This window comes from Brevibacterium sp. HMSC063G07, from assembly GCF_001810665.1.
Classification (GTDB): Bacteria; Actinomycetota; Actinomycetes; order Actinomycetales; family Brevibacteriaceae; genus Brevibacterium.
In genome coordinates this window covers 59,051-83,069 of the sequence record NZ_KV802347.1, presented here as the reverse complement: position 1 = coordinate 83,069, position 24,019 = coordinate 59,051, and the positions used below count along the sequence as shown (strand labels likewise).

The window sequence follows — 24,019 nt, the reverse complement described above, 5'->3', positions numbered from 1 at the left end:
CAAACGCCTAGGAACAAAACCCGGGGCACTTCATCATTGTGGGGGTGAAGTTCGTACTCCGTAAACAGGATCTGTTGCGAGGCGGTTGCCTTGTAGGACTGGTCAGTCATCAGACATGCTCCTTAATGGTCGAATGGGTGGGACTGCAGGACTATGCGGTGCACGGGGATGTACGACGAGAGGACAGGTTCCGGGCCGTTCACGAACGCGAGGAGGTGGACCGATCCGAGGGCGGCCAGCTGGACAGGCGAGGCGTGCGGCGCCACACCCTCTACCGTCCATCCGCTGGGTGTGCGATGCAGAGACAGTCGACGGGGATCCAGGTCGAGTCCGCGGCCGACCCTTTTGAGCGCGGCCTCTTTCGCCGCCCAAGACCGCGCCTTCTGCAGGGGCGTCGCCTGGAGCCGCTCACCATGGACACTGAGTCCCTCCATCTCGGCCGGGGAGAACACGTGCCGGGCGTCCAGCCGCTCACAGCGCTGCACGTCCACGACGTCTACTCCGACCGGGGTGCCACTGATCGTCGCCACGACCACTGTCGAGTCGTGCGAGACACTCACGTGGGCACCGTCTATGACGGGCTGTCCGGAGGGCAGGTACGCGTGTTCTCCCAGTCCCACGTGGTGGGCCAGCGCACGTACCAGGCGGTCAGCCGTCAGACACTGCCACTGCTGCTCGCCTCGGCGGAGTGACTCCACGCGTCGACGTCGGCCTTCCCCGACTACCTGCGGCAACAGCGCATGGTCGAACCGCGCCCGCGGGACCTGACTACACGTCCAGAGCATGCCGGTCCGCTTCCTTGCCGGATTGGGCTCTCCACATGACGAGCAGGGTCAGCACACTGACCGCGAATGCCAGGAACCCCATGACGACGAAACCGGACCGGTAGGACTCGATCACCTCGTCACTGAAGGCTGCCTGCTTCAGCTGCTCGGCGATCGCCTGGCCCTCCGGGCTGGTGGGCGTGGCGTTAGCCCGCCGGAGCCGGTCCCCGATTTCGGCGGTGATCTCGGCTGCGCGAGCCTCCATTCCGTCAGCGACGTGCCGCGACGCCCACGTGGACAGGAAGGCGACGCCCAGTGACGCCCCGAGCTGCTGGCTGGTGTTGGCTGTAGCTGACGCGACTCCGCTGTAAGCCACGGTCGTGCCAGCTGTCGCCAAGGACATTGCAGGAGCCATCACCAGACCAATCCCGATTCCAGCGACCACAAGCGGCAGCACCATACCCTCGCCAAACCAGGAGTCCGGTCCCAGGGTACCGAGCATCCAGAACCCGGCCGCCTGGCAGAGTGCCCCGAGGGGATAAACCAGGGCCGGACCCCACCGTGGCACCAGGAAGCGCATACTCAGCACGGCGGCGCCCATGAGGCCGAGAATGAGCGGGAGGAACATTAGCCCGGTCTTCGTCGGTGAGTAGCCGAGTTGCTCCTGGAAGTAGTAGGTCAGATAGATCGACGCCCCCATTTGCGCCAAGCCCACGCCAGCGATAGAGAGGTATGAGGCACCTCGGACCGGGTCGCCGGGGATCATCAGAGGCAACAGGGGGTTGGGGGCCCGCTTCTCGCGGATGAGAAAGAGGAACAGCAGGATGACGCCGGTGGCCAGCAGCGTGATGACGGCTGGGTCGTCCCAGCTGTCGCCGTCGGCACGCGACAGGCCGAAGACGAAACTGAAGACCGAGGCTGTGCCGAGCATGAGCCCGAAGAGGTCCCGCGCACCGTCCCGCGACTGCGGCCCGGGAAGGACGCTAAGCGAGGGCGCCGCGACGGCGGCCGCCACCAGTGCGATAGGCATGCTGATGAAGAGACACCATCTCCATGACAGGGACTCAGTGAGCACGCCGCCCAGGAGAAGCCCGGCTGCCGCGCCCGCACCGGCGACCGCGCCGAAGATGGCGAAAGCCTTAGCCCGGTCCGCTTCTTCGGGGAAAGCGACGTTCATCAAGCTGAGATTTGTCGGCGCAAGGAGGGCAGCGAACGCACCCTGCAAAGCACGCGCGGCGAGGAGCCAGGCAGTCGAGGTAGCGAATCCGCCCAGGACGCTGGCCGCCGCGAAACCGGTCAGGCCGACGAGGAAGGCGGTGCGAATGCCCACCCGCTGGGAGATCCGGCCCCAAGCAGTAGGAGGCTACCAAAGACTAGCGTGTAGGCAGTGACCATCCACTGGCGCGCCGAGTCATCGAAGCCGAGATCGGCCTGTGCGCTGGGCATGGCGACGGCAATGATCGTTGTGTCAAGGACCACCATGATCTGCGCGAGGCAGGCACTGGCCGTAACGAGCTTGAGGCGGCTGGACGACTTCTCCTGTGCTGGCACGATCACAGGGACACTCCCCTCGAAGACCATTTCTTTGCATTTGTATCTACCAGGCCAAAGTAGGCGCGCCAGTGGATACCAGGCAATGGTTTATAGTTAGCTCTATCTAGAATTCACACCAAAGGCGACGGTTGTTCACCGCCGTGTCACCCGCCAGGACGGCAACGTCCAAAGCTGGGGGTGCTTCTATGGTTTTCGTTAAGTTGCTGGAGTAAGTTGTTTCGGTCGTGATTCGTAGAACGTGCCGTCTCGAAGCATCGCGAAGAGCACGTCTGATCTCCGTCTGGCGAGGGCGATGACGGCTTGGTTGTGGCGTTTACCTTCGGCGCGTTTCTTGTCGTAGTAAGCCCGCGAAGCGGAGTCGCCTTTGATCGAAGCGATAGCTGATAAGAACAACACACGTTTGAGGACTTTGTTGCCACGTCTGGACGGGGCTTCTCCTTGGATGGAGGTCCCGGGTTAGCGGGTCACGGGCGCGATGCCAGCGTACGAGGCTAGGTGTGTTGCGGATTTGAAGTCTTTGCCGACGACTTCAGTGAGGATGCGTGTAGCCGTCCTGGCCCCAATGCCAGGCATCGAAGTCAGGACGCAGGTTCGAGGGTGGGCATCAACCACCATCAGAATTTCAGCTTCGATATCGGTGCGCTGTTGACTCAGTTGCTGCAGTTGGGCGGCCAGTCGAGCCACGATATGTTCAGCGGCTTTCGTGCCGGTCACCATGGTGGTTTGCTCGGCTAGGGCGGCGAAGATCTCGTTGGTGAGCCGCTTTGCCATCCGCGGCGCGAGTTTTTTCAAGCGGGCCTTGACATGACCACGCCCAGCCCGTTGCAGGGCCGCTGGGGTGGGATACCTACCGAGCACATCGATCACTGCCGGTTGGGTTAATCGTGGTCCCAACACCCGTTCCAGCGATGGATGAATCTGGGTCAGCAAGCCACGCAACCGGTTACGGACCTGGGCCAGCTGGGCGGCGAGATCATCATCAAATCCACACAGCATCGACAATTCCGCGATGTGTTCTTCAGCAACAGTGATCCCGCGCAACATGTGCGGTATGGTGCGTGCTGTTTCCGCAATAATGAAAGCATCCCGGGCATCGGTTTTGGCCTGACCCGGATGAAGATCGGCTACCCGGCGCATGGTCAGCCCCGGTAGGTAAGCGACTTGAATCCCCAACTGTTGGGCCACAGCGATGACCAATGCGCCAATGGTTTTGGGTTGATCCACCACAACCAATAGCTCACCGTATGTGGCGACAAGATCTTTCAACAGTTGTTGAATCTTTGGCTCAGATTGCGGCAACGGCTTGTCATACATGATCTGGCCATCACGCCTCACAGCGGTGGCATGATGGTCTGTCTTGCCGACATCGATGCCAAGAAATATTTGAGGCTCCATCGGGTACCTTCGTTGGTTGGTCCAGTACAAGACGAGCTCACCGATGGTTCGCGCGCTCACATCCACGTTACGCAGCCCCACAGTGATCAGAGCGTGCTTCTATTAGTGATCCGAACGAACCAGACCGGTTCCGGTGACAACACCCCCTGACGTGACTCAGTCGGTCGTGACGGCTCCGAGTGCGGCCGAGCGGACAAGCTTGGCGTACTTGCCGAGCGTGCCGTGCAGACGCGGGTTTTCCGGCAGCGTCCAGTTTTCGCGACGACGGTCGAGTTCGGCCTGATCAACGTGCAGGTCGATCGAACGAGCGGCGATGTCGACGGTGATCTTGTCGCCGTCTTCGACAAAGGCAATCGGTCCGCCGTCGACGGCCTCCGGAGCGACGTGGCCAATGCACAGCCCCGTCGAACCGCCCGAGAAGCGACCGTCGGTGATGAGCAGAACGTCCTTGCCGATGCCCGCCCCCTTGATGGCACCGGTGATGGCGAGCATTTCGCGCATACCCGGGCCGCCTTTGGGGCCTTCGTAGCGGATGATGATGACGTCGCCGGCCTTGAGCTTGCCTTCTAGAACAGCGTCCATTGCGGCCTGTTCGCGGTCGAACACACGTGCGGTGCCTTCGAAGACATCGGCGTCGAAGCCCGCCGACTTCACGACCGCACCTTCCGGTGCCAGCGATCCGGTGAGCACCGTCAGACCACCCGTCTTGTGGATGGGGTTGCTCATAGCGCGAACAATCTTGCCGTCCGGATCCGGCGGGTTGATGTCCTTGAGGTTCTCCGCAACCGTCTTGCCGGTGACCGTCATACAGTCGCCTTCGAGCAGACCGGCATCAAGCAGAGCCTTCATGACCACGGGAACGCCGCCCATCTTGAAGACGTCGTTCATGACGTAATCGCCGAAGGGCTTGACGTTGCCCAGGTGCGGAACCTTGTCGCCGATGCGGTTGAAGTCATCAAGCGAAAGGTCAACACCGGCTTCGTGAGCAATTGCCAGCAGGTGCAGCACCGCGTTGGTCGAACCGCCGAAGGCCATCGTCACGGCAATCGCATTGCAGATCGATTCGTAGGTGATGATGTCCTTCGTGGTGATGCCGCGGCGCAGCAACTCGACAACAGCCTCACCCGATGCGCGGGCAAACAGCGTGCGGTTGGTGTGGATAGCCGGCGGCGCTGCCGAGCCCGGCAGCGACATGCCCATGGCTTCGGCCGCCGAGGCCATCGTGTTGGCGGTGTACATACCGCCACACGCGCCTTCACCAGGGCAGACAGCGCGTTCAATGGCGTCGACGTCAGCTTCGGTCATCTTCCCGGCACGGCAGGCGCCGACCGCCTCGAAGGCGTCGATGAGGGTGACTTCCTTTTCGGTGCCGTCCGACAGCTTTGCGGTGCCCGGCATAATCGAGCCGTTGTAGAGGAACACGCTCGACAGGCCCAGGCGGGCTGCCGCCATGAGCATGCCGGGAATCGACTTGTCACAGCCGGCCAGCAGAACGGAGCCGTCCAGGCGCTCAGCACCGAAGACGGTTTCGACCGAGTCGGTGATGATTTCGCGGCTCACCAGCGAATAGTGCATGCCCTCGTGGCCCATGGAAATGCCGTCGGACACGGAAATCGTGCCGAACTCCAGCGGGTAGCCGCCGGCAGCGTGGACGCCTTCTTTGGCGAACCCGGCAAGCTTTTCCAGCGTGAGGTTGCAGGGGGTGATTTCGTTCCACGAACTGGCGACGCCGATCTGCGGCTTTTCCCAGTCGTCGTCGCCCATTCCAACTGCCCGCAGCATGCCGCGGGCAGCGGCGCGTTCGAGTCCGTCCGTTACGTCGCGCGAACGCGGCTTGATATCTGGTGTTTCGCTCATAAGCGCAGTCTAGATCCTCTTGTCCACATGCTGGAGAACGTGTGCACTATTCGGACAGGTCGGTGCGCACCAGCAGATTCAGACCTTGTTGAGCGGCTCCTCGTCCGCGGCAATCCGTTCGAGCTGCTCCGTGAGGATTTTGAGGATCCGTGGGAAGAAGGCGCTCGTGTTGCCGCCGACGTGCGGGGCGATGAGCGTGTTCGGGGCCTTCCACAGCGGGTGGTCTTCTGGCAGCGGTTCGGGGTCGACAACGTCGAGCGCGGCGTGCAGTCGGCCCGATTCGAGCTCAGCCAGCAGCGCGTCGGTGTCGACGATTTTGCCGCGGCCCACATTGCACACGAGCGCACCGTCGGGCAGCTGGGCGAGGAATTCCGCGTTCACCATGCCTTCGGTGTGCTCGTTCAGCGGGGTGACGATAACGAGCACTTCCGTATTCGGCAGGATCTCAGCGAGGTCGTCATTGCCGTGGACCTTGCCGTGTTCGTCTTCCCGGGCGCGGCTGCCCACGCGGGTGATCTCCACTTCGAACGGTTCCAGGCGGCGGCGGATTTCCTCGCCAATCCCACCGACGCCCAGCAGGGTGACTTTCCGGTCGGCCAGGGACAGGCGACGCTGATGGTCCCACGTTCCGGTCAGCTGGTTGCGAGCGGCCTCGTCGAGTCCCCGCAGCCGCGCTAGTACGAGGCCGACGGCCAGTTCCGCGGTCGCTGCCGCGTGCGCTCCCGCGCCGGTGGTGACCGTGACTTTGCCTACCAGGTGGTTGACCACGTCGTAGCCGGTCGTCTGGGCCTGGACGAGCTTGAGGTCGTTGATCTCATCGAGTTTCGCAACAGTCGACTCCGCGCCCAGATAGGGCAGGATCACAGCGTCGAGATCCTTGGGGTCGGAATCTGGGTGTTCGGCCGACCACACGCGCAGGTCGAGGGCGCTGCGTGCGCTGTCGCTCAGGCGCGAGCGCACATCGTCAAGAAGGCCAGGGTCCGGAAAGGCGATTTTTGTAATCGTGCTCATGGCCTCATTGTGTCAGCCTGACTGCGCTTCTTCCTGGCGCAGTTCACAAGGCGGACAGAGCTGGCTGGGTTGACGGGTCAGGGCTCACGAGGCGGAGCTCAGCTTCTCGCCTGTCTGCGGCTGAGTACGGCTCCCCTGCCCCGGTTCAGCCGCCGAGCAGCTGATCGAACGGGGTGATGGTGTTCGGGTCGAACTCATCGACCGGTTCCACACCGCGCGAGGTGCCGTGGGCGCCCGAGGTGCTGGCACCTCGTGAGTTTCCAGTACCTCCCGCACCTCGTCCCGAGCCGAGCTCCAGCAGCTCCTCAACCGCTGCCTCGATCCGCTTGCACATACCGGTCTGCTCTTCCGGCAGACCCCAGTCGTCAGTGGCCGCGAAGACCGTCGTCGGCAGGGCGAGCCCCTTGAGGTAGGCGATGATGGGCCGAATGTGGTGATCCATGGCCAGAGAGTGGCGGGCCGTACCGCCGGTTGACGCCAGCAGGACGGGAATGCCGCGCAGACCGGCCTCGGGGAACAGCTGGAGGAACATGGTCAGCAGACCGATGGGTGCGGCGTTGTAGACAGGAGCTGCGAGCACCACGGCGTCAGAGGTGCGCAGTTTGGCGTAGACCTCGTCGAGTGCGTCTGATGGCACTCCGGTGAGCATCGAATCGACCAGCTGGTGGGACAGTCTGCGCAGATTGATGACCTCGGTTTCGAGTGGGGCTGTCGCTTGTGGGTCTGCTGGCGCGGTTTCTGTTGCTAGCTCTGCCGCGGCTTCTTTCGCAGTTTCTGCCGCCAGTTCAGTCGCGGTGTCGAGAATCCTCTGCGCCAGCCGATTGCTGGTGCTCGATTCGGACAGCGAGGCTGTCAGTGCTGTGATCTTCACGGTCAGCCCTCCTGGTGTTCTTCGGCGGCTTGTGAACGTTCCTGGGCAGCCTTGGAGTTCGGTCCGCCTCCGGGGATGGGGTCTTCTCCGGCAGCGCGGCGAGCCTTGAGTGATTCGTGCGTTGGCGCTTCCGGCACGCCAGGCTCGCACAGGGATGCGAATTCGCGGCGCAGGACCGGGACGACTTCTTCACCGAGGATGTCGATCTGTTCGAGCACGGTCTTCTCCGGCAGGCCCGCATGGTCGATGAGGAACAGCTGGCGCTGGTAGTCACCGGCCCAGTCGCGGAAGCTGAGGGTGCGATCGATGACCTGCTGCGGGCTGCCGACTGTCAGCGGCGTCTGAGTCGAGAACTCTTCAAGGCTCGGCCCGTGGCCGTATACGGGAGCGTTGTCAAAGTAGGGGCGGAACTCATTGACCGCGTCTTGGGAGTTTTTGCGCATGAACACGTGCCCGCCCAATCCGACGATTGCATGTTCGGCCTTGCCGTGGCCGTAGTATTCGTAGCGCTGGCGGTAGAGGTTGACCATGCGAGCGGTGTGGGACGTGGGCCAGAAGATGTTGTTGTGGAAGAAGCCATCACCGTAGTAGGCGGCCTGTTCGGCTATTTGGGGTGAGCGGATGGAGCCGTGCCACACGAACGGCGGGACGTCGTCCAGCGGGCGCGGAGTTGCCGTGAAGCCCTGCAGCGACGTGCGAAAACGGCCTTCCCAGTTGACGTTCTCTTCGCGCCACAGGCGGTGCAGCAGTGCATAGTTTTCGACTGCCAGCGGGATGCCTTCGCGGATGTCCTGACCGAACCACGGGTAGACGGGGCCGGTGTTGCCGCGTCCCATCATGAGGCTGATGCGCCCGCCGGCCAGATGCTGCAGGTAGGCGTAGTCTTCGGCCAGCCGGACGGGATCGTTGGTTGTGATGAGGGTCGTCGAGGTGCTCAGGTGGATCTTCTCGGTCCGCGCTGCCAGGTGCGCCAAGAGGACGGCGGGGTTGGCCGGTGCGACGAACGGCGGGTTGTGGTGCTCACCGGTTGCGAAGACGTCGAGGCCGGCGGCTTCTGCATGCTCGGCGATCTTCACCGTGCTCATCAGCCGTTCGTGCTCGGTCGGGATGGTGCCGTTCACGGGGTCGCGGGTGACATCACCGATGGTGAAGATTCCGAATTCCACAGTGCGCTCCTAAGCTCAGAGGGCGTTGATTGAACAATCAACCATTCTAACGGAGGGGTGCCGGGGAAACTTCCCGGGCACAGATTGGCAACTCTGCTAATTAGGCAGTAAACAGAGGCAAAACCGCAGTTTTTGCCTCGTTCTGTTGCCTAATTAGCAGATTCCACCCGAATCGCAGCGCGGCGCGCGGCTTCGACCTAACTTCCCCAAAAACGCGCCTTAACCGAAAAACACCCGTTACCCGCACAGGAACTCCCACTAGCCACAGATCTGCGCCTTAGCAACCACTGCTAACGGGAGTTTTTGTTGCTAAAGCGTGGGGCGGGGCCAAATGACGAGGTGCCGCACCACTCTCCCGACGACTCACACCTTGATGCCGGGGTACAGACCCCAGCTCCACAAACGACTGCGGCCCCCTGCCATAAGACAGGGGCCGCAGAACTGCTGAAACGAGTCACCTCACCGCGTGACCTACTCACAAAACCTCGTCCAGATCAGATCCAGATAGCCGGATCGACGAGTTCCACCTCGCCGTGGGTGGGGACGTGGCGTTCCTTGGGGCGTTTGATCTTGGCGGGAATGCCAACGGCGATCGTGCCGTCAGGGACATCGCCCACGACAACCGCGTTCGCGCCGACCGAAGAGCCATCGCCAACCTCAACCGGCCCCAGAACAACAGCTCCGGCACCGATCAGCACATCGTTGCCGATGGTGGGGTGGCGCTTGACGGCCTCGGTCGACGTCCCGCCCAGAGTCACCTGGTGGTACAGCATGACGTCGTCGCCGATTTCAGCTGTCTCACCGATGACAACGCCGCTGCCGTGGTCGATGAAGAACCGCCGGCCGATGGTAGCGCCCGGGTGGATCTCAATTCCGGTCAGCGCCCGCACAGCCTGCGACAGCAGACGCGCGGGAGCCTTACCGCCGGGCTTGTTCCACAGTCGGTGAATCCCCCGGTGCGCCCAAATGGCGTGCAGGCCCGGGTAGCTCAGCGCCGTGACAACATCGTTCGTCGCCGCAGGGTCGCGGCGGCGGGCATTGTCGAGGTCTTCGCGCACAGCCGCCCGCACGTTCGGCTTAGACAAACCGACCACGGCGGCCGTGCTGAGTGCCGCACTGACGGCGAGCAGCGCACCTTTGAGGAGTCGGCTCATCAGTGCATGTATTCCTGGAACAGCGGCGTCGACAGGTAGCGCTCACCGAGGTCCGGGAAGATGACGACGACGTTCTTTCCGGCGTTTTCAGGACGCGATGCAACCTTTTCGGCTGCGGCGAGAGCAGCACCTGCGCTGATGCCCACGAGCGTGCCGTCCTCACGTGCCACGCGGCGTGCAGCTTCGAGAGCTTCTTCGTTGCCGATGGCCTGGACTTCGTCGTAGAGCTCAGTGTCGAGGACTTCGGGAACGAAGTTGGCTCCGATGCCCTGAATGGCGTGCGGGCCTGCCTGGCCTTCCGACAGAAGAGGCGAAGCTTCCGGTTCGACCGCAACGATCTTGACGTTCGGATTGGCTTCGCGCAGTGCGCGTCCGGCACCCGTGATGGTGCCGCCGGTGCCGATGCCGGCAACGAAGATGTCGACCGTGCCAGCGTCTTCGAGGATTTCATTGCCGGTGGTGGCGTAGTGCTTTTCAGGGTTGGCCTTGTTGGCAAACTGTGAGGCCAGCAGACCGCCGGTTTCGTCGGCGATTTCCTTGGCCTTGTTCACCGCACCGTTCATGCCGTCGGCCTTGGGTGTCAGCACGAGCTCAGCACCAAAGGCGCGCAGCAGGGCGCGACGTTCCATCGACATGGATTCCGGCATGGTGAGCACAACGCGGTAGCCGCGCGACCTTCCGATCATGGCCAGGGCAATGCCGGTGTTGCCGGAGGTTGCTTCGACGATCGTGCCGCCGGGCTTGAGCTGGCCGCTTTCCTCAGCAGCGTCGATCATGGCCACGCCAATGCGGTCTTTCACCGAGTTTGCCGGGTTGAAGTATTCGAGCTTGGCGAGGATTTCAGCACCGGTGCGCTCACTGGCGTGCTTGAGGCGCAGGAGGGGTGTTTTGCCGACGAGTTCCGAAACACTGTTGTAAACAGTCACAGCTTTCCTTTGAGTTGATTCGAAAAGGTCCACGGAACTGCGGCCGGCAGTCCCGCATCTACACGTGACACACCAGCCAATGGCTTCAGCTGCTGATCTTCTGCCCGACCAACAGCACCAGCCGGGCGTATATTCCCGATTATGGCCTGTTGGCTCTGCCCGGGTACAGCCGGGGTCGGCCAGTGCGCACAACATCACATCCGATGGTCGCTTTCTGCGCGGGGACTGTCCGGAGCACTACTGTAGGGCGCACCCTGGGGACTGTCGGCCATGCCCGCCTGTGGGCCCTGCCCGTGTCAGAACTGCTGGTTAGGATGTGCGCATGACAATTCATCCGATCGTCGTATACGGCGAACCTGTTCTGCACCGCAAAGCTGACCCCGTCGTCGATTTCGATGACGATCTGCGCTCTCTTGTCGCAGACATGTTCGAAACGCTGCGAGTGTCCAACGGCGTGGGGCTGGCCGCCCCGCAGGTCGGCGTGGGCAAACAGATTTTTGTCTATGACGCGGATGACGAAGCTGAGGCCCGCCGTCGCCGCGGAGTGTTCATCAACCCTATTCTCACGGCTTCGCGCATTCCCGATACTCGGCCGAACCCGGACACCGAATCCGAAGGCTGCCTGTCCGTGCCGAGCCTCGATTTTCCGCTCAAGCGCGCGGGCAAGGTCACAGTCAACGGCTTTGATGAAAACGGTGAGCGCATTTCATTGAGCGCTGAGGGCTGGTTTGCCCGCATCATGCAACACGAATTCGATCACCTGCAGGGCACACTCTACGTGGACCGCCTGGATAGGCGGTGGGCTAAGAAGTGGACACGAGCCAAAGCTGAATACGGCTACGGCGAACCGGGGCTGTCCTGGTTGCCGGGCACCGACCCCGACCCCTTTGGGCACGACGCCGTAGACGAAGACCTCAGCTGATCTTAAGAGGTGCCGGTCGGCTCACGATGCGCCAGTCGCCGCTGCGGATGTCTGCTCGGCGGTTCTCGCTGGCCGGGGCCGGTCAGCTGTCCAGTTCGCGGTCCAGTTTGACGGCTTCGGTCTCTCCGCTGAACTCTGCGGCTGAGCTTTCCAGTTCGCCCAACAGCTGTTGAATAGATTCGACGTGCGATTCCGCCGCGAGCCCCAGATGTTCAAGGTTGGTCAGGGCGGCGTCGTCGGCAGCTGTGCGGGCAACAACGTCAAGCACCCTCTCCCCGATTTCGCGAGACTGCTCGCTGCGCTGCAGCTCGCTCAGTTTGACTGACAGGCGGCCCAGTCCGCCCAGGTAATCGTGCATTGCAGTGACTCGGTCGGCAATCGAACGGAACGCCGCCGCCAGCTGTTCCTGGTAGGCATCGATCTGCGGTGCGGTTCTTCGGTCCCGCAGGGATTCGAGTTCGCTGCGCAGCAGGTAGATCTCCTGGAGCCGCACGCCGATGGTTGATACGGCGTGGTCCAGGTCGATGTGGGACACGTGGTCTTCCAACACCGGGTTGTTCCAGGCGGGAGTGCGGCTGATCTGCTGTGCAATGTGCACTGTCAGGTGGAACAGCCGCTGTTCGTCAGTGTCCTGCCGTCCAAAGGAGTATCCGAGTGCCTGCGGAGTAAGCCACAGGGCGCTCTGAGATTCCTCCAGTGCTTTCTTATTCAGCCGTTTGGGGTCCCGAAGGTAGCGCACACCCGTGTACCCGGACGTGCCCAGTGTGCCGGCGGCTGACAGGCCCGTGAGTATCACTCCGGGATCAACCAGGTCCCCGGCTACCAGCGAGGCAATTGCCGTAATGAACGCCAGCCCTCCGGTGACCATCCCGCCGACGGTTGTCGTGCCGATGAAGACGGCGCGACTGGCAAGCACATTCCGGTGCATCAGCGGTCCGAGCGCTTTTGTGCCCCCGGACGTGCTTGCCAGTTCGTACCCGCGGGCTTTCCACGCGCGGGTCACCGCGTCACTGACAGAATCCGAGATCAAGAAGCGGTAGCTGGGCACGGTTGAACCCAGTTCGCGTTCCCACAGCTTCCGCCAGCGTGCAGTCATATCAGCCAATCTTCTTCATGATGAGTTCACGGGCCTGCTTGGGGTCAGCCTGCCCGCGGGTGGCCTTCATGATGGGGCCCATGAGGGCGCCGATGGCCTGCATGTGGCCGCCCTTGATGCGCTCGACAACATCCGGGTTCTCAGTGATTGCGGCGTCCACCGCGGCTTCGAGCGCGCCATCGTCCTTGACGATTTCCAGGCCCTTGGCCTCCATGACCGCCTGTGGGTCACCCTCACCGGCCATGACGCCGTCGAGGACCTTGCGGGCCAGTTTGTCGTTCAGCTTGCCGTCGGCGATGAGCTTTTCGAGTTCGGCGACCTGAGCCGGAGCAACGAGGGTTTCGGGTTCGACGTCCTGCTGTTTGGCTTGGCGTGCGATTTCACCGGTCCACCATTTGCGCGCGCCCTGCGGCTTGGCACCGGCGGCAACGGTCGCCTCGATTGTTTCGAGCAGGCCGGCGTTGATGACATCGCGCATTTCGAGGTCAGAGAAGCCCCACTCCCCAATGAGCCTGCGGCGCTTGGCCGTGGGCAGTTCGGGCTGTTCAGCGCGCAGCTGTTCAACCCATTCGCGCGACGGCACAACCGGCACGAGGTCCGGTTCCGGGAAGTAGCGGTAGTCATCGGAATCCGATTTTTCGCGCCCGGGCGAAGTTTCGCCGGTTTCGTCGTGGAAGTGGCGGGTTTCCTGCAGGATCGATTCGCCGGCATCAAGCAGTTCGGCCTGGCGGACGATCTCGTAGCGCACCGCACGCTCAATCGAGCGGAACGAGTTCACATTCTTGGTTTCGGTGCGTGTGCCCAGGGGAGCATCTGGGGACTTGCGCAGCGACACGTTGATGTCGGCGCGGACGTTGCCCTGCTCCATGCGCGCCTCGGATACCCCGAGGGCGCGGAAGATATCGCGCAGCGTGCGCACATAGGCGGCTGCGACTTCCGGTGCGCGTGCGCCTGTGCCCTCGATGGGACGGGTGACGATTTCGACCAGCGGAACCCCCGCGCGGTTGTAGTCGACCAATGAGTATTCGGCACCCTGGATGCGGCCGGAACCGCCCACGTGGGTGTTCTTGCCGGCGTCTTCTTCCATGTGGGCGCGTTCAACCGGAACCGTGACGATTTCGCCGTCTTCGAGCTCGACTTCAACCGAACCGTCATAGGCGATCGGTTCGTCCGACTGAGAGGTCTGGAAGTTCTTCGCCAGGTCCGGGTAGAAGTAGTTCTTACGCGCGAAACGGCACGATTCGGCGATTTCGCAGCCCAGTGCCAGGCCGATCTTGATGGCCGATTCGACGCCCTTTTCGTTGACCACCGGAAGCGAGCCGGGCAGACCCAACGAGGTGGGGGTCACGTTGGCGTTTGCGGTTCCGCCGAAGGTGTTGGGGGCGGCGTCGAACATTTTGGTCTCGGTGCCGAGTTCAACGTGGACTTCGATGCCGAGGATCGGATCGTATTTGGATACGGCTTCTTCGTAGTTCATGTTTCCGCTCCTCAGTTCTTGTCCGCTGCGAGTGCGGGGATTTCATCGAGCACACTGTGTCCGCGTGCTGCGTTCAGCGCGGCTTCGAAGCCCGAACCGATCTGGTACAGACGCTCATCGGCCCGTGCCGGTGCCAGCAGCTGCAGGCCGACGGGCAGACCGTCGTCTGCCAGGCCCGCCGGGAGGCTCATGGCGGGGATGCCCGCGAGGTTTGCGGGGATCGTGGTGACGTCTGACAGGTAGATCTCCATGGGGCTCAGGCGGTCTTCCGCACCGAATTCCCACGCGGTGTTCGGCGTGGTGGGTGCGATGAGCGCATCCACCTGTTCGAAGGCTTGGGCGAAGTCGCGCTGGATGAGGGTGCGCACCTTCTGGGCTGAACCGTAGAAGGCATCGAAGAACCCTGCCGACAGGGCGTAGGTGCCCATGATGATGCGGCGCTTGACTTCGCTTCCAAAACCGGCGGCGCGGGTGGCGGCCATGACGGTTTCGGCGGTGACGGGACCGTTTTCAGGTTCTACCCGCAGGCCGAAGCGCATGCCGTCGTAGCGGGCCAAGTTCGATGAGACTTCGGAGGACATGAGGATGTAGTAGGCCTGCACTGCGTAGCCGAGGCTGGGCACGTCGATTTCGACGATTTCTGCGCCCTGCTTCTGGGCTTCGTCGACGGCGGCCTGGAACTGAGCGCGCACAGCGTCCGATGTTGCGTCGCTGAACAGCTGACGAATAACGCCCAGGCGTTTGCCCTCCAGTCCCTCTTCGGCCCCGCGCTTGGCGGCTTCGAGGAAGTCCGGAACTTCATCCGGCAAGGATGTCGAGTCCAGTGGGTCGTGACCGGCCAGAACCTGGTGGAAGGCCGCGGTGTCGGCAACCGTGCGTGCCGACGGGCTGACGGTGTCCAGGGAGCTTGCCATGGCGATCACCCCGTAGCGGGAAACCGAACCGTAGGTGGGCTTCATGCCGACGGTGCCGGTGAAAGCAGCAGGCTGGCGGATGGAACCGCCGGTATCGGTGCCCAGCGCCAGGGGCGTCTGGAATGCTGCGAGCGAAGCGAGCGCACCACCTGACGAACCTCCGGGGATCCGGTCGAGGTTCCACGGGTTGCGGGTGGGACCGAACGCCGAGTGTTCGGTGGACTGGCCCATAGCGAATTCGTCGAGGTTGGTTTTGCCGAGCATGGGCATGCCGGCGGCCTTTGTCTTTTCGTAGACGGTAGCGGAGTACGGCGGCACCCAGTCTTCGAGTATCTTTGAGGATGCCGTGGTGCGGATGCCTTCCGTAGCCACGAGGTCTTTGTGGGTGACGGGCACACCGGCCAGCAGCGGGAGGTCCTCCCCTGCGGTACGGCGACGGTCGACGTCGGCGGCAGCTGCCAGAGCGGTATCGGCGGTGACGGTGACGAAGGATTTGACCTGCGGTTCGACGGCTTCGATGCGGTCGAGGTGCGCCTGGGTCACTTCGGTTGAGCTGTACTCACCGGCTTTGAGTCCGGCGGCGAGTTCAAACGCGGAGAGCTGAGTCAGATCGACCATGTCAGTCCTCCCCGAGAATCTGCGGGACGAGGAACTTGTCGTCTTCCTGCGCCGGAGCGCCGGAGAGAGCCTGTTCCGGGGTGAGAACGGGACCCACAGCATCGGGCCGCAAGACGTTGGTCAGGGCGATGGGGTGGCTGGTTGCCGGAATGTCGTCCCCGACGGCTTCTTTGACCTGGGCGACAGCACTGATGATGGTGCCGAGGTCGTCAGCGAGTCCTGTGAGTTCTTCATCGCTCATTGCGATGCGCGACAGCTGCGCCAAGTGCGCAATCTGTTCGGATGTGATTGCGGATTCCTCCGACATCGTCACCCTTTCTGATTGATCTAACTGCTGGTCTGATTGTACTTCCGCCGGTTCAGTCGTCTTTTCCGGCCAGCAGTGCGTTGAACTGCTCTTCTGTCAGGACCGGGATGCCGAGTTCTTCTGCTTTTGCGAGTTTCGAACCGGCCTTTTCGCCTGCCAGAAGGTAGTCGGTTTTCTTCGATACGGAACTGGCCGCTTTGCCCCCGGCGGCGATGATGGCCTCTTTCACGGAGTCTCGCGTGTAGCCTTCGAGGGAACCGGTGGCCACGACTGTTTTGCCCTCAAGCGGTTTAGGGCCAGCTTCTTCGGGGCTTTCGGCGGCTTCGTCTGCCATGGACACCCCGGCTGCGCTCCAGCGGTCGACGATTTGTGCGTGCCAGTCAACGTCGAACCAGTCGATGAGCGACTGGGCGATTGTCGTGCCCACGCCTTCGACTTCGGTCAGCGCGTCGAGGTCTGCTGCCCGCAGCGCCTCCATTGAACCGAAGTGAGCCGCGAGCGCCCGTGCCGCAGTGGGGCCCACGTGGCGGATGGACAGCGCAACGAGCACGCGCCACAGCGGTCTGTCTTTTGCACCTTCGATTTCCTGGAGCATGCGCAGAGTTCCCGCAGACGGCTGGGCCGGGGTTTTGATCTGGCCCCTGTCCGGGCCCGATGTGTAGTACTCGGGCTGGTTGTAGAAGTAGCGGACGCGCTTAATGTTGCCGGTGGGCACCCCGTTCTTCTTTTCTTCGCGTTCGACCCACACGTCTGCGAGGTCTTCGGCTTTGAGGTCGAACAGGCCGGCCTCTGAGCGCAGCGGCGGTTCGTCTGGGCTCAGGGGGTTGGTCAGGGCGAGCGCAGCTTCTTCGCCGAGGGCTTCGATGTCCAGTGCCGCGCGGGAGGCCAGGTAGAACAGGCGGTTGGCCACTTGCGAGGGACACGTTTGCGAGTTCGGGCAGCGCAGGTCGCGGTCGCCCTCTTTCTGTTCGACCAGTTCCGTGCCGCAGTCCGGGCAGTGGGTGGGCATGTGCCATTCGGTTTCTGTGCCGTCGCGGTTTTCAACCACCGGTCCGAGGATTTCGGGGATGATGTCGCCGGCTTTGCGCAGAATGACGGTGTCGCCGATGAGCACGCCCTTGCGTTTGACCTCGTAGCCGTTGTGCAGGGTGGCCTTTTCGACCGTGGACCCGTCGACCAGGACGGGTTCCATAATGGCGAAAGGTGTGACCCGGCCGGTGCGGCCAACCTGCACGCGGATGTCCAGCAGTTCTGTGGTGACTTCTTCTGGCGGGTACTTGTACGCGCACGCCCAGCGGGGTGCTCGCGATGTATAGCCCAGCTGTTCCTGCACCGCGAAATCGTCGATTTTGATGACGATGCCGTCGATGTCGTGCAGGAGGTCGTGCCGGTGTTCGGCGTAGTGCTCGATGTAGGCGTGGACGTCGTCTTCGGTTTCGCAGTGCTTGTAGTACTGCGAAATGGGCAGACCCCACTTACCCAGAATGTCGTAGACCTCAGACTGGCGCTTGGGCAGTTCTTGGCCGCCACCGGTCACCCAGGCGGCAACACCGTGGACGAGCATGCGCAGCGGCCTCTGGGCTGTGACCTTGGGGTCTTTTTGGCGCAGCGAGCCGGCCGCGGCGTTGCGCGGATTGGCGAAGGGGTCCTTGCCGGCGTCAATGAGGCCCGCGTTGAGATCTGCGAAGTCTTTCAGCGGGAAGAAGACTTCACCGCGGATTTCGACCTGTGCCGGTGGGGTGTCGGTGTCCAGTTTCAGTGGGATGTCTTTCAGCGTGCGGATGTTCCCCGTGATGTCTTCGCCGGTGTAGCCATCACCGCGGGTGGCAGCACGCACCAGTGTGCCGTCGCGGTAGAGCAGATTGCACGCCAGACCGTCGATTTTGACTTCCGACAAAAACTGCGTGCCGGCGGGAACACTGCGCTTGACCCGGGCAAACCAGGCATCGAGTTCTTCTACCGAGAAGACGTCCTCCAGAGAGTACATGCGGGCCACGTGATCGACCGGTGCGAAGGCTTCTGTGTCAACGCCGCCGCCGACTTTCTGAGTGGGTGAATCCGCCGTGGCCAGTTCCGGAAACTCAGCTTCGAGCTGTTCGAGTTCTCCCATGAGAGCGTCGAAGTCGGCGTCAGGAATCGTGGGGGCGTCCCGCACGTAATAGGCCTCGCGGTGTTCTTCGATTTCAGCGCGCAGCCGGGCAGCGCGTTCGGCTGCCTGTTCCGGTGAATAGGTGCTCATTCTTCTTCTTTCAGCGCGTTGTGAATATCCGCAGCGGCCGCCATGAGACTGCGGGATGTGCCCGTGTCAGCTTCTGCTGGCAGCAGACCGGCCGAAACTGGTTCGGCAAAGCCGGTGAGAACCCCGAACTGGGCTGCCGAGGCGCGGCTCATGCCGATTCTGTTCCACGGTTCCCACACTAACTCCAGGGTCTGACGCAGCCGCGCCCGCTGGATGCTGTGCGGGAAGTTAAGCCACACCTCGTGCCCGGCATCGGCCCATTCGGCCAGCCGCTCCCACTGGGCAAGAACGGCGGGCGCTTCACCAGGAGAGCCGATTGACCCAGACCCAGTCGGCAGGTCGACCACAATCGAGCCAACACCGATGTCGAGCAGCTGGTCAGCGTGCCGAATGTCCTTCCCGCCGATGCGCACCGTGGCGAGTTTCGGCACGTGCAGCAGCGGAGCACTGCCACACCGGGCCAGAAATGACTGCAGTCCCGTGAAAACGGCCTGCTCTGGCAAGCTGGGCAGGGTCCGAAAGCCGGAATCTGTGGGCACTGACCCGGTGAGGATCGGGTCCAGGTGCCTCTCCACAATCCGTGCCCGAGGCGCCCGTCCGGTCCTGCGCTCCACTTCGGCCAGGTGTGCCTGGGCGGCGAAGGCGTAGGCCTGCAGGACATCGCGGACAGCCCCGAAGTCTGACAGAACGGGTGCGCCCGACGGCAGTGACATGTGGCGAATCAGGTGCCACGGGCCGGGCAGGGTGAGGAGTGTGGGGCGTTCGTCGTGGTATTCCTCAACAGCGTCGAGAATCTGGGCGGTGTGGGAGCGGCTGAGCCGCTGTTCGCGTCCTTCTCCCCTGGCCAGTCGCCATCCTGCGGCGGTGAGGTCGACGGGCAGGTCGAGCATTCCCGTCGCGGGTGCGAGGAAGTCCAGTGCCCAGCGGGTTCCGCCTTCGGCCGGCTGGGCAATCTGGGGAATCGCAGGAAGCCCTTCACCGAGTGCGGTGACGGCGGCGCTGAAAGCTTCGCGCGGTTCAGTTCCCGCCCACACCCCGGTTGTTGCCGTTGAGGATGCGGTGGGTGTCTCCAGCGACGCGGCGTGCGGCAGGGCGGTCTGTCGATTGGAACCGTCGTGTTCGGCTGCCGCCTGTGTCAAGCGGTCGTGGTTCACCGTCCGCGGCCTCGCAGCTGCACGGGCGGAACGTCAACGGCGAAGCCCATGATGCGGCCGTAGAAGCTTAGCTCCTCTTCCAGTGAGGTGCGAATGGCTTCGGGATCGGTGAAGCCGTGCCCTTCGTCGGGGAAGAATCGTGCGGCGTAGGGCAGGTTGGCCTTTTCGAGCGCCTCGATGAGCGCACGTGCTTGGTTCGGCGGCACGACGGTGTCTTTTTCGCCCTGGAAGACGGCCACGGGCGCGCTGATGTCTTTGAGGTTCGTCAGCGGTGATGCCTTCCTAAGAGCTTCGGAATCCCCTGATCCACCGCCCACGAGGCCTTCCAGGTAGCGGGATTCGAAGTCGTGGGTGTCTTCGGCGAGTGAACGAAGGTCGACAACCCCGAAGTAGGAGCTTCCGCACGCAAAGACATCCGTGGTGGTCAGCGCCTGCAGAACAGTGAGCCCACCGGCGGAACCGCCGCTGATGGACACCCGGTTCGGATCGATGTCGCCGTCATCGGCCAAGCCCCTGACGACGGTCGCGGTGTCGGCAACGTCAAGAACGCCCCACTGGCCGTTGAGCGCTTCCCGGTACTGCCTGCCCATTCCGGTGGAGCCGCGGTAGTTGACGTCGACGACCGCTATCCCGCGGGACGTGAAGTACGCGTGGCGCAGGCTCACACGCGGCACGGCGCGGGAGGTCGGTCCGCCGTGCACAAACGCCACGCACGGAGGGACCTGATCAGTGCTGCTGTCGAGGCGGAGGTCCGGGTCCGCTGCGCTGTCCGGGTTGGTCTCGCTGGCGGGACCCGAGGCGGTGCCCGGCCTGCGCGGCGGGTACCAGACGGCTTGGATGCCGGAGTATTCGCGCACTTCGGCTCGCGGCAGGTATTCGGCAATAGCCGACCAGTCCTCCGGCAGCACGATCGAAAGAGCAAGCGGGTCGAGTTCACCCGATGCAATGTCAAAGGTGTACAGGCCGTCAACCCGGTTGCGCCCACCTGCCCGAATAAGGGCGACAGTGTCGTTGAAGTCCTCGATTTCGGCCCAGTCGATATCGGCGCCGAAGTCCAGCGGGCCGCCGTCCTGTTCGTCGGGCTTGCTGTCAGCCCACAGAAGCGCGCTCGTGCGCTCAGTTGTGATGCCATCGCGTGCGGCTGCCGCCACAATCCTCTGTCCGCCCAGAACCGGCAGGTACCAGCGTGTGCCCAGTGTCCACAGCGGACCGCCGATCTCACCGTGATCTTCAAAAACTGGGACTAACTCCGCCTCGCGAGTTCCTGGTGTGCCGAGTGCGCGAGCCCGGAAAACCGGCACATCGAGGTTCACCAGGCTCCATTTGCCGGAGATGTCCGTGCTCACCGTGAGGGTGGAGCGGCTGCACCATTCGGGCTGGAGGATGGACTGGCGCTGCTGTGTGCCCATGATCGCCACGGGCGGGCCCTGCGGTTTGAGGGTCTGCGGGTCGAGGTCTGCAAGCCACAGGCAGGTGGCGTCCCACGGCATGTCCGGATGATCCCAGCCGATGAACGCGACGTGTTTCCTGTCGGGTGACAGCCGCGGATAGGCGATGAAGTGCGGGCGGTCCTCTCCCGTCCAGTCCGCGGGGAAAAGGGAGCGCACGGGCTCCTCGGCGTGCGGGTCGATGAGCACAAGGTCCCGCACAATCTCATGCGGGTGCGCCCCTCGGAGTTCCCGCACCGCGGTGAAAACGGCCCCCGCGGCGGTGATGTCACCGAAGCACACCCGCCCGCCGGAATCGTCCGTCAGCGCCTGCGGATCGGTGGTCGGGCTGACTGTGTAGAGCCGCTGGGAAGCCTTGTCAACGAATACGACCGTGCCGTTATCCACACAGTCCCACGCGCCGCCGCCGTACTCGTGAACGCGCGAACCGGCGCTGAGGTTCTCCGGCAGAATGTCGCGGGACTCGCCGTCGCCGTCGCGGAAGAAAATGCCCACACCCGGCTGGCCGGCCCGGCGCTGGGAGAAGAGAACACCGCCTGGGGTGAAGCGGGCCCGGTCAATGGGCCTGGTTCCTGCCGCTGCGAGTGCGGCCGTGATGGGCGAAGTGAGCGGTGAGCCGCCTGTCGGCCCGAACGACGAACCGGGTGCTGCGGACTGGCCGGGCATGTCAGGCCGCCGTACGGTCGATGGTGGCTTGTCCGAGCACCCTGGTGCCGTCGTAGACGACCATTGTCTGGCCGGGTGCAACACCGCTTAAGGGTTCGTCAACGCTGATGTGCATGAGCTGCCCGGCAGGGCGAGCCTGTGGGACGTTGAATTCGGTTTCCGGAGGATCAGGCAGGTAGTCGCCCATCCACATCCGTGCTGGAACGGGCTCAGCGTGCGCGCGGATCTGCACTTCACAGTCCATGGCGTGTTCTTCGGAGCTTCCGGCCGCTTCTGGCGGCTGGCCGCACCACGTGGTGCGGATGCCCGTCAGTCGGGTAATAGAAAGATCCGGTCGCTGGCCCACCGTGACGGTGTTCGTTCGAGTGTCAACGTCGACCACATAGCGGGGTTTGCCGTCGGCGGTCGGCTTGTCAATGCCCAGGCCCTTGCGCTGGCCGATGGTGTAGGACTGTGCGCCGTCGTGTTCGCCCAGGATTTCGCCCTCTTTGTCTTTGATGAGACCGGGACGCATGGGGATCTTGTCTGCCAGCCACGCTTTTGTATTGCCGTCGGGAATGAAGCAGATGTCATAGGAGTCCGGCTTGTTTGCCACGGGGAAGCCGCGCTCGGCGGCTTCGGCCCGAACATCGGCTTTTGCAGCGCTGGCGCCGATGGGGAAATAGCAGTGGCGCAGCTGCTGTTCTGTCAGCACACCCAGCACATAGGACTGGTCTTTGTTCATGTCCTGGCCGCGGTGCAGCTGTGGGTGATCGTCAACCCACTGAATTTCCGCGTAGTGGCCGGTGGCAATCGCGTCAAAGCCCAAGGCGAGCGCACGGTCGAGCAGAGCGGCGAACTTGATGCGCTCATTGCAGCGCATACACGGGTTCGGGGTGCGGCCCTGCGAGTATTCGGCAATGAAGTCATCGACGATGTCCTCTTTGAAGCGCTCGGAGAAATCCCACACGTAGAACGGAATGTCGAGCATGCCCGCCACGCGCGCGGCATCCCGTGAGTCTTCGATGGTGCAGCAGCCGCGCGAACCCGTGCGCAGGGTGCCGGGCATACGCGACAGCGCCAAGTGCACGCCGACGACTTCGTGTCCGGCGTCCTTGGCTCGTGCGGCGGCAACGGCGGAGTCCACACCGCCGGACATGGCTGCCAGTACCTTCACGGTCCCTCCTTCAGTTCAGCGCCTGGCTGTTAAGCGCTCGGGCCATTGATTCTATTCCGAACTGCGGGTCAGTCCGCCTGGCTCCAGTCATAGGCGGAGTTCATACCGGCTTTGCGCGCCTGCTCAACAACACCGGGCAGCGCCTCAATGAGCTTGTCGACTTCCTCTTGCGTGGTTCCGTGGCCCAGTGTGAAGCGCTGGGATGAGCGCGCCTGGTCTTCGCGGCACCCGCAGGCCAGGAGCACGTGGCTGGGCCGGTTGACCCCGGCACTGCAGGCCGAACCGGCCGAGGTGGCAAAACCGGCCGCGTCCAGCAGGAACAGAAGGGAATCGGCTTCCGCCCCGGGGAAGGTGAAGTGGACGTTCCCCGGCAGTCGGTCCTCGCGGTGGCCTGACAGGTGAGCATCCGGGACATTCGCCTCGATACCGGCGATCAGCCGGTCACGAAGACCGGACAGGCGCGGCGCCTCGTGCTCTATGCCGCCTGCTGCCTCCTGGGCGGCGGCGGCAAAAGCGGCCGCTCCGGCAACATCGAGAGTGCCCGAACGCAGTGAGCGCTCCTGGCCGCCGCCGTGCAGCACGGGAACGGCTTTGACATCGCGGGCCAGAATGAGCGCGCCGATGCCAACCGGGCCGCCGATCTTGTGGGCCGTGACCGTCATCGCATCCACGCCCAGATCGGCAAAGTTCAGGGGCAGCTGGCCGAATGCCTGCACCGCGTCAGTGTGGATGGGAACTCCCGCGGCCTTTGCGAGCGCCGCTGCCTGTTGGACCGGCTGAACCGTTCCAATCTCATTATTGGCGAACATGATCGACACGAGTGCGGTGCGCTCACCGTGTTCGTCCAGAAGCTCTTCGAGGTGTTCGAGGCGGATGCGGCCATCTGCGTCAACATCGACCAGAAGCACCTGCGCGCCCTGCGTTTCCAACCAACCGGCGGTGTCCAACACGGCGTTGTGCTCAATCGGGGTGGTGATGATCACCGGATGGGACAGCTGAGAGATGCTTTCCGGTGTGCCCGTCCCTTCCGCGGGCACGCCGTTGCGGTGCCAGAACAGGCCCTTGATAGCCAGGTTGTCGGCTTCTGTGCCGCCGGAGGTGAGCACCACCTCGGCCGGGGTTGAAGCGCCGACTGCCTCAGCCAGTGCTTCGCGCGAATCTTCCAAACGCAGGCGCGACTGCTGGCCCAGCGAATGCAGGGCCGACGGGTTGCCGATTCTCTGCAGCTCGTCCGTATACGCCGCAAGCGCGGTCGGCCGTATGGGGGATGTCGCTGCATAGTCGAAATAGGAACGCACACACCGAGTCTAACGACCCCGGCGCT

At 63.3% G+C, this 24,019-nt stretch carries 20 protein-coding genes and 1 pseudogene; 2 read left to right on the top strand and 19 right to left on the bottom strand.

Annotation, left to right across the window (positions count from 1 at the left end):
- Positions 1-122 precede the first annotated feature (122 nt).
- Positions 123-452, bottom strand: coding sequence for a 4'-phosphopantetheinyl transferase family protein (locus tag HMPREF2757_RS12195; RefSeq protein ID WP_370919381.1), 330 nt, complete (start codon positions 450-452; stop codon positions 123-125).
- Here HMPREF2757_RS12195 and HMPREF2757_RS11995 point away from each other — a divergent pair.
- Complete coding sequence (locus HMPREF2757_RS11995) at positions 414-692, top strand: hypothetical protein (protein ID WP_162131026.1); 279 nt, start codon at positions 414-416, stop codon at positions 690-692. The two genes, HMPREF2757_RS12195 and HMPREF2757_RS11995, sit on opposite strands and share 39 nt — an antisense overlap.
- A 76-nt stretch (positions 693-768) precedes the next feature.
- On the opposite strand, the gene HMPREF2757_RS04620 is transcribed toward HMPREF2757_RS11995, so the two are convergent.
- The 9 genes and pseudogenes from HMPREF2757_RS04620 to cysK form a co-directional block, all read right to left on the bottom strand.
- Positions 769-2,094, bottom strand: a complete 1,326-nt coding sequence (locus tag HMPREF2757_RS04620; protein WP_176745886.1) for an MFS transporter — start codon at positions 2,092-2,094, stop codon at positions 769-771.
- Complete coding sequence (locus HMPREF2757_RS11380; RefSeq protein ID WP_141750177.1) at positions 2,061-2,321, bottom strand: MFS transporter; 261 nt, start codon at positions 2,319-2,321, stop codon at positions 2,061-2,063. The genes HMPREF2757_RS04620 and HMPREF2757_RS11380 overlap by 34 nt, the downstream gene beginning before the upstream one ends.
- Before the next feature lie 192 nt (positions 2,322-2,513).
- Positions 2,514-3,713, bottom strand: a pseudogene (locus tag HMPREF2757_RS04615) (IS110 family transposase).
- 156 nt (positions 3,714-3,869) lie between these two features.
- Positions 3,870-5,570 carry a dihydroxy-acid dehydratase gene (gene ilvD, locus HMPREF2757_RS04610; RefSeq protein WP_070573778.1) on the bottom strand — a complete coding sequence of 567 codons (1,701 nt, stop codon included), beginning with the start codon at positions 5,568-5,570 and terminating at the stop codon, positions 3,870-3,872.
- A gap of 78 nt (positions 5,571-5,648) precedes the next feature.
- Positions 5,649-6,581, bottom strand: coding sequence for a 2-hydroxyacid dehydrogenase (locus HMPREF2757_RS04605; protein WP_070573775.1), 933 nt, complete (start codon positions 6,579-6,581; stop codon positions 5,649-5,651).
- 145 nt (positions 6,582-6,726) lie between these two features.
- Positions 6,727-7,452 carry an NAD(P)H-dependent oxidoreductase gene (locus HMPREF2757_RS04600; protein ID WP_070573773.1) on the bottom strand — a complete coding sequence of 242 codons (726 nt, stop codon included), beginning with the start codon at positions 7,450-7,452 and terminating at the stop codon, positions 6,727-6,729.
- A gap of 2 nt (positions 7,453-7,454) precedes the next feature.
- A complete protein-coding gene (locus HMPREF2757_RS04595; RefSeq protein ID WP_070573771.1) occupies positions 7,455-8,618 on the bottom strand; it encodes an LLM class flavin-dependent oxidoreductase in 1,164 nt (387 codons plus the stop codon).
- Positions 8,619-9,112: 494 nt separating this feature from the next.
- The gene (epsC, locus tag HMPREF2757_RS04590) at positions 9,113-9,772 is read right to left on the bottom strand and encodes a serine O-acetyltransferase EpsC (protein WP_070573770.1); all 660 of its coding nucleotides are present in this window, start codon (positions 9,770-9,772) and stop codon (positions 9,113-9,115) included.
- A complete protein-coding gene (gene cysK / locus HMPREF2757_RS04585; protein WP_070573768.1) occupies positions 9,772-10,698 on the bottom strand; it encodes a cysteine synthase A in 927 nt (308 codons plus the stop codon). Before cysK ends, epsC begins: the two co-directional genes overlap by 1 nt.
- A 322-nt stretch (positions 10,699-11,020) precedes the next feature.
- Between cysK and def the strand changes: the two genes are divergently transcribed.
- On the top strand, positions 11,021-11,620 hold the full coding sequence (def, locus tag HMPREF2757_RS04580; protein WP_070573766.1) for a peptide deformylase: 600 nt from the start codon (positions 11,021-11,023) through the stop codon (positions 11,618-11,620).
- Between the two features lie 82 nt (positions 11,621-11,702).
- Here def and HMPREF2757_RS04575 read toward each other — a convergent pair whose 3' ends face one another.
- The 9 genes from HMPREF2757_RS04575 to HMPREF2757_RS04535 all read right to left on the bottom strand — a co-directional run bounded on the left by HMPREF2757_RS04575 (position 11,703) and on the right by HMPREF2757_RS04535 (position 23,993).
- Entirely contained in the window at positions 11,703-12,716 is a 1,014-nt protein-coding gene (locus HMPREF2757_RS04575) for a hypothetical protein (RefSeq protein ID WP_070573765.1), read from the bottom strand.
- A gap of 1 nt (position 12,717) precedes the next feature.
- The gene (gatB, locus tag HMPREF2757_RS04570; protein ID WP_070573762.1) at positions 12,718-14,193 is read right to left on the bottom strand and encodes an Asp-tRNA(Asn)/Glu-tRNA(Gln) amidotransferase subunit GatB; all 1,476 of its coding nucleotides are present in this window, start codon (positions 14,191-14,193) and stop codon (positions 12,718-12,720) included.
- Between the two features lie 11 nt (positions 14,194-14,204).
- A complete protein-coding gene (gene gatA, locus HMPREF2757_RS04565) occupies positions 14,205-15,725 on the bottom strand; it encodes an Asp-tRNA(Asn)/Glu-tRNA(Gln) amidotransferase subunit GatA (RefSeq protein ID WP_070573760.1) in 1,521 nt (506 codons plus the stop codon).
- A 1-nt stretch (position 15,726) separates the two neighbouring features.
- Positions 15,727-16,032, bottom strand: coding sequence for an Asp-tRNA(Asn)/Glu-tRNA(Gln) amidotransferase subunit GatC (gene gatC, locus HMPREF2757_RS04560; RefSeq protein WP_070573758.1), 306 nt, complete (start codon positions 16,030-16,032; stop codon positions 15,727-15,729).
- A gap of 52 nt (positions 16,033-16,084) precedes the next feature.
- Positions 16,085-18,271 (bottom strand): NAD-dependent DNA ligase LigA, encoded by a 2,187-nt coding sequence (gene ligA, locus HMPREF2757_RS04555; protein WP_070573756.1) that lies wholly within the window; start codon positions 18,269-18,271, stop codon positions 16,085-16,087.
- Positions 18,268-19,425: a hypothetical protein gene (locus HMPREF2757_RS04550; protein ID WP_070573754.1), complete on the bottom strand. Its 1,158-nt coding sequence runs from the start codon at positions 19,423-19,425 to the stop codon at positions 18,268-18,270. Before HMPREF2757_RS04550 ends, ligA begins: the two co-directional genes overlap by 4 nt.
- Positions 19,422-21,539 (bottom strand): S9 family peptidase, encoded by a 2,118-nt coding sequence (locus tag HMPREF2757_RS04545; protein WP_070573752.1) that lies wholly within the window; start codon positions 21,537-21,539, stop codon positions 19,422-19,424. The genes HMPREF2757_RS04550 and HMPREF2757_RS04545 overlap by 4 nt, the downstream gene beginning before the upstream one ends.
- 1 nt (position 21,540) lies before the next feature.
- The gene (mnmA, locus tag HMPREF2757_RS04540) at positions 21,541-22,695 is read right to left on the bottom strand and encodes a tRNA 2-thiouridine(34) synthase MnmA (RefSeq protein WP_070573750.1); all 1,155 of its coding nucleotides are present in this window, start codon (positions 22,693-22,695) and stop codon (positions 21,541-21,543) included.
- 68 nt (positions 22,696-22,763) lie between these two features.
- A complete protein-coding gene (locus HMPREF2757_RS04535) occupies positions 22,764-23,993 on the bottom strand; it encodes a cysteine desulfurase family protein (protein WP_070573749.1) in 1,230 nt (409 codons plus the stop codon).
- Positions 23,994-24,019: the final 26 nt, after the last annotated feature.

What these genes read in the sequence shown, in the direction of transcription:
- HMPREF2757_RS11995 (WP_162131026.1), top strand. Translation starts at nt 414, where the DNA reads ATGGACACTGAGTCCCTCCATCTCGGCCGGGGAGAACACGTGCCGGGC.
- gatC (WP_070573758.1), bottom strand. Translation starts at nt 16,032, where the DNA reads ATGTCGGAGGAATCCGCAATCACATCCGAACAGATTGCGCACTTGGCG.
- gatA (WP_070573760.1), bottom strand. Translation starts at nt 15,725, where the DNA reads ATGGTCGATCTGACTCAGCTCTCCGCGTTTGAACTCGCCGCCGGACTC.
- HMPREF2757_RS04605 (WP_070573775.1), bottom strand. Translation starts at nt 6,581, where the DNA reads ATGAGCACGATTACAAAAATCGCCTTTCCGGACCCTGGCCTTCTTGAC.
- epsC (WP_070573770.1), bottom strand. Translation starts at nt 9,772, where the DNA reads ATGAGCCGACTCCTCAAAGGTGCGCTGCTCGCCGTCAGTGCGGCACTC.
- ilvD (WP_070573778.1), bottom strand. Translation starts at nt 5,570, where the DNA reads ATGAGCGAAACACCAGATATCAAGCCGCGTTCGCGCGACGTAACGGAC.
- HMPREF2757_RS04575 (WP_070573765.1), bottom strand. Translation starts at nt 12,716, where the DNA reads ATGACTGCACGCTGGCGGAAGCTGTGGGAACGCGAACTGGGTTCAACC.
- ligA (WP_070573756.1), bottom strand. Translation starts at nt 18,271, where the DNA reads ATGAGCACCTATTCACCGGAACAGGCAGCCGAACGCGCTGCCCGGCTG.
- def (WP_070573766.1), top strand. Translation starts at nt 11,021, where the DNA reads ATGACAATTCATCCGATCGTCGTATACGGCGAACCTGTTCTGCACCGC.
- HMPREF2757_RS04545 (WP_070573752.1), bottom strand. Translation starts at nt 21,539, where the DNA reads ATGCCCGGCCAGTCCGCAGCACCCGGTTCGTCGTTCGGGCCGACAGGC.
- gatB (WP_070573762.1), bottom strand. Translation starts at nt 14,193, where the DNA reads ATGAACTACGAAGAAGCCGTATCCAAATACGATCCGATCCTCGGCATC.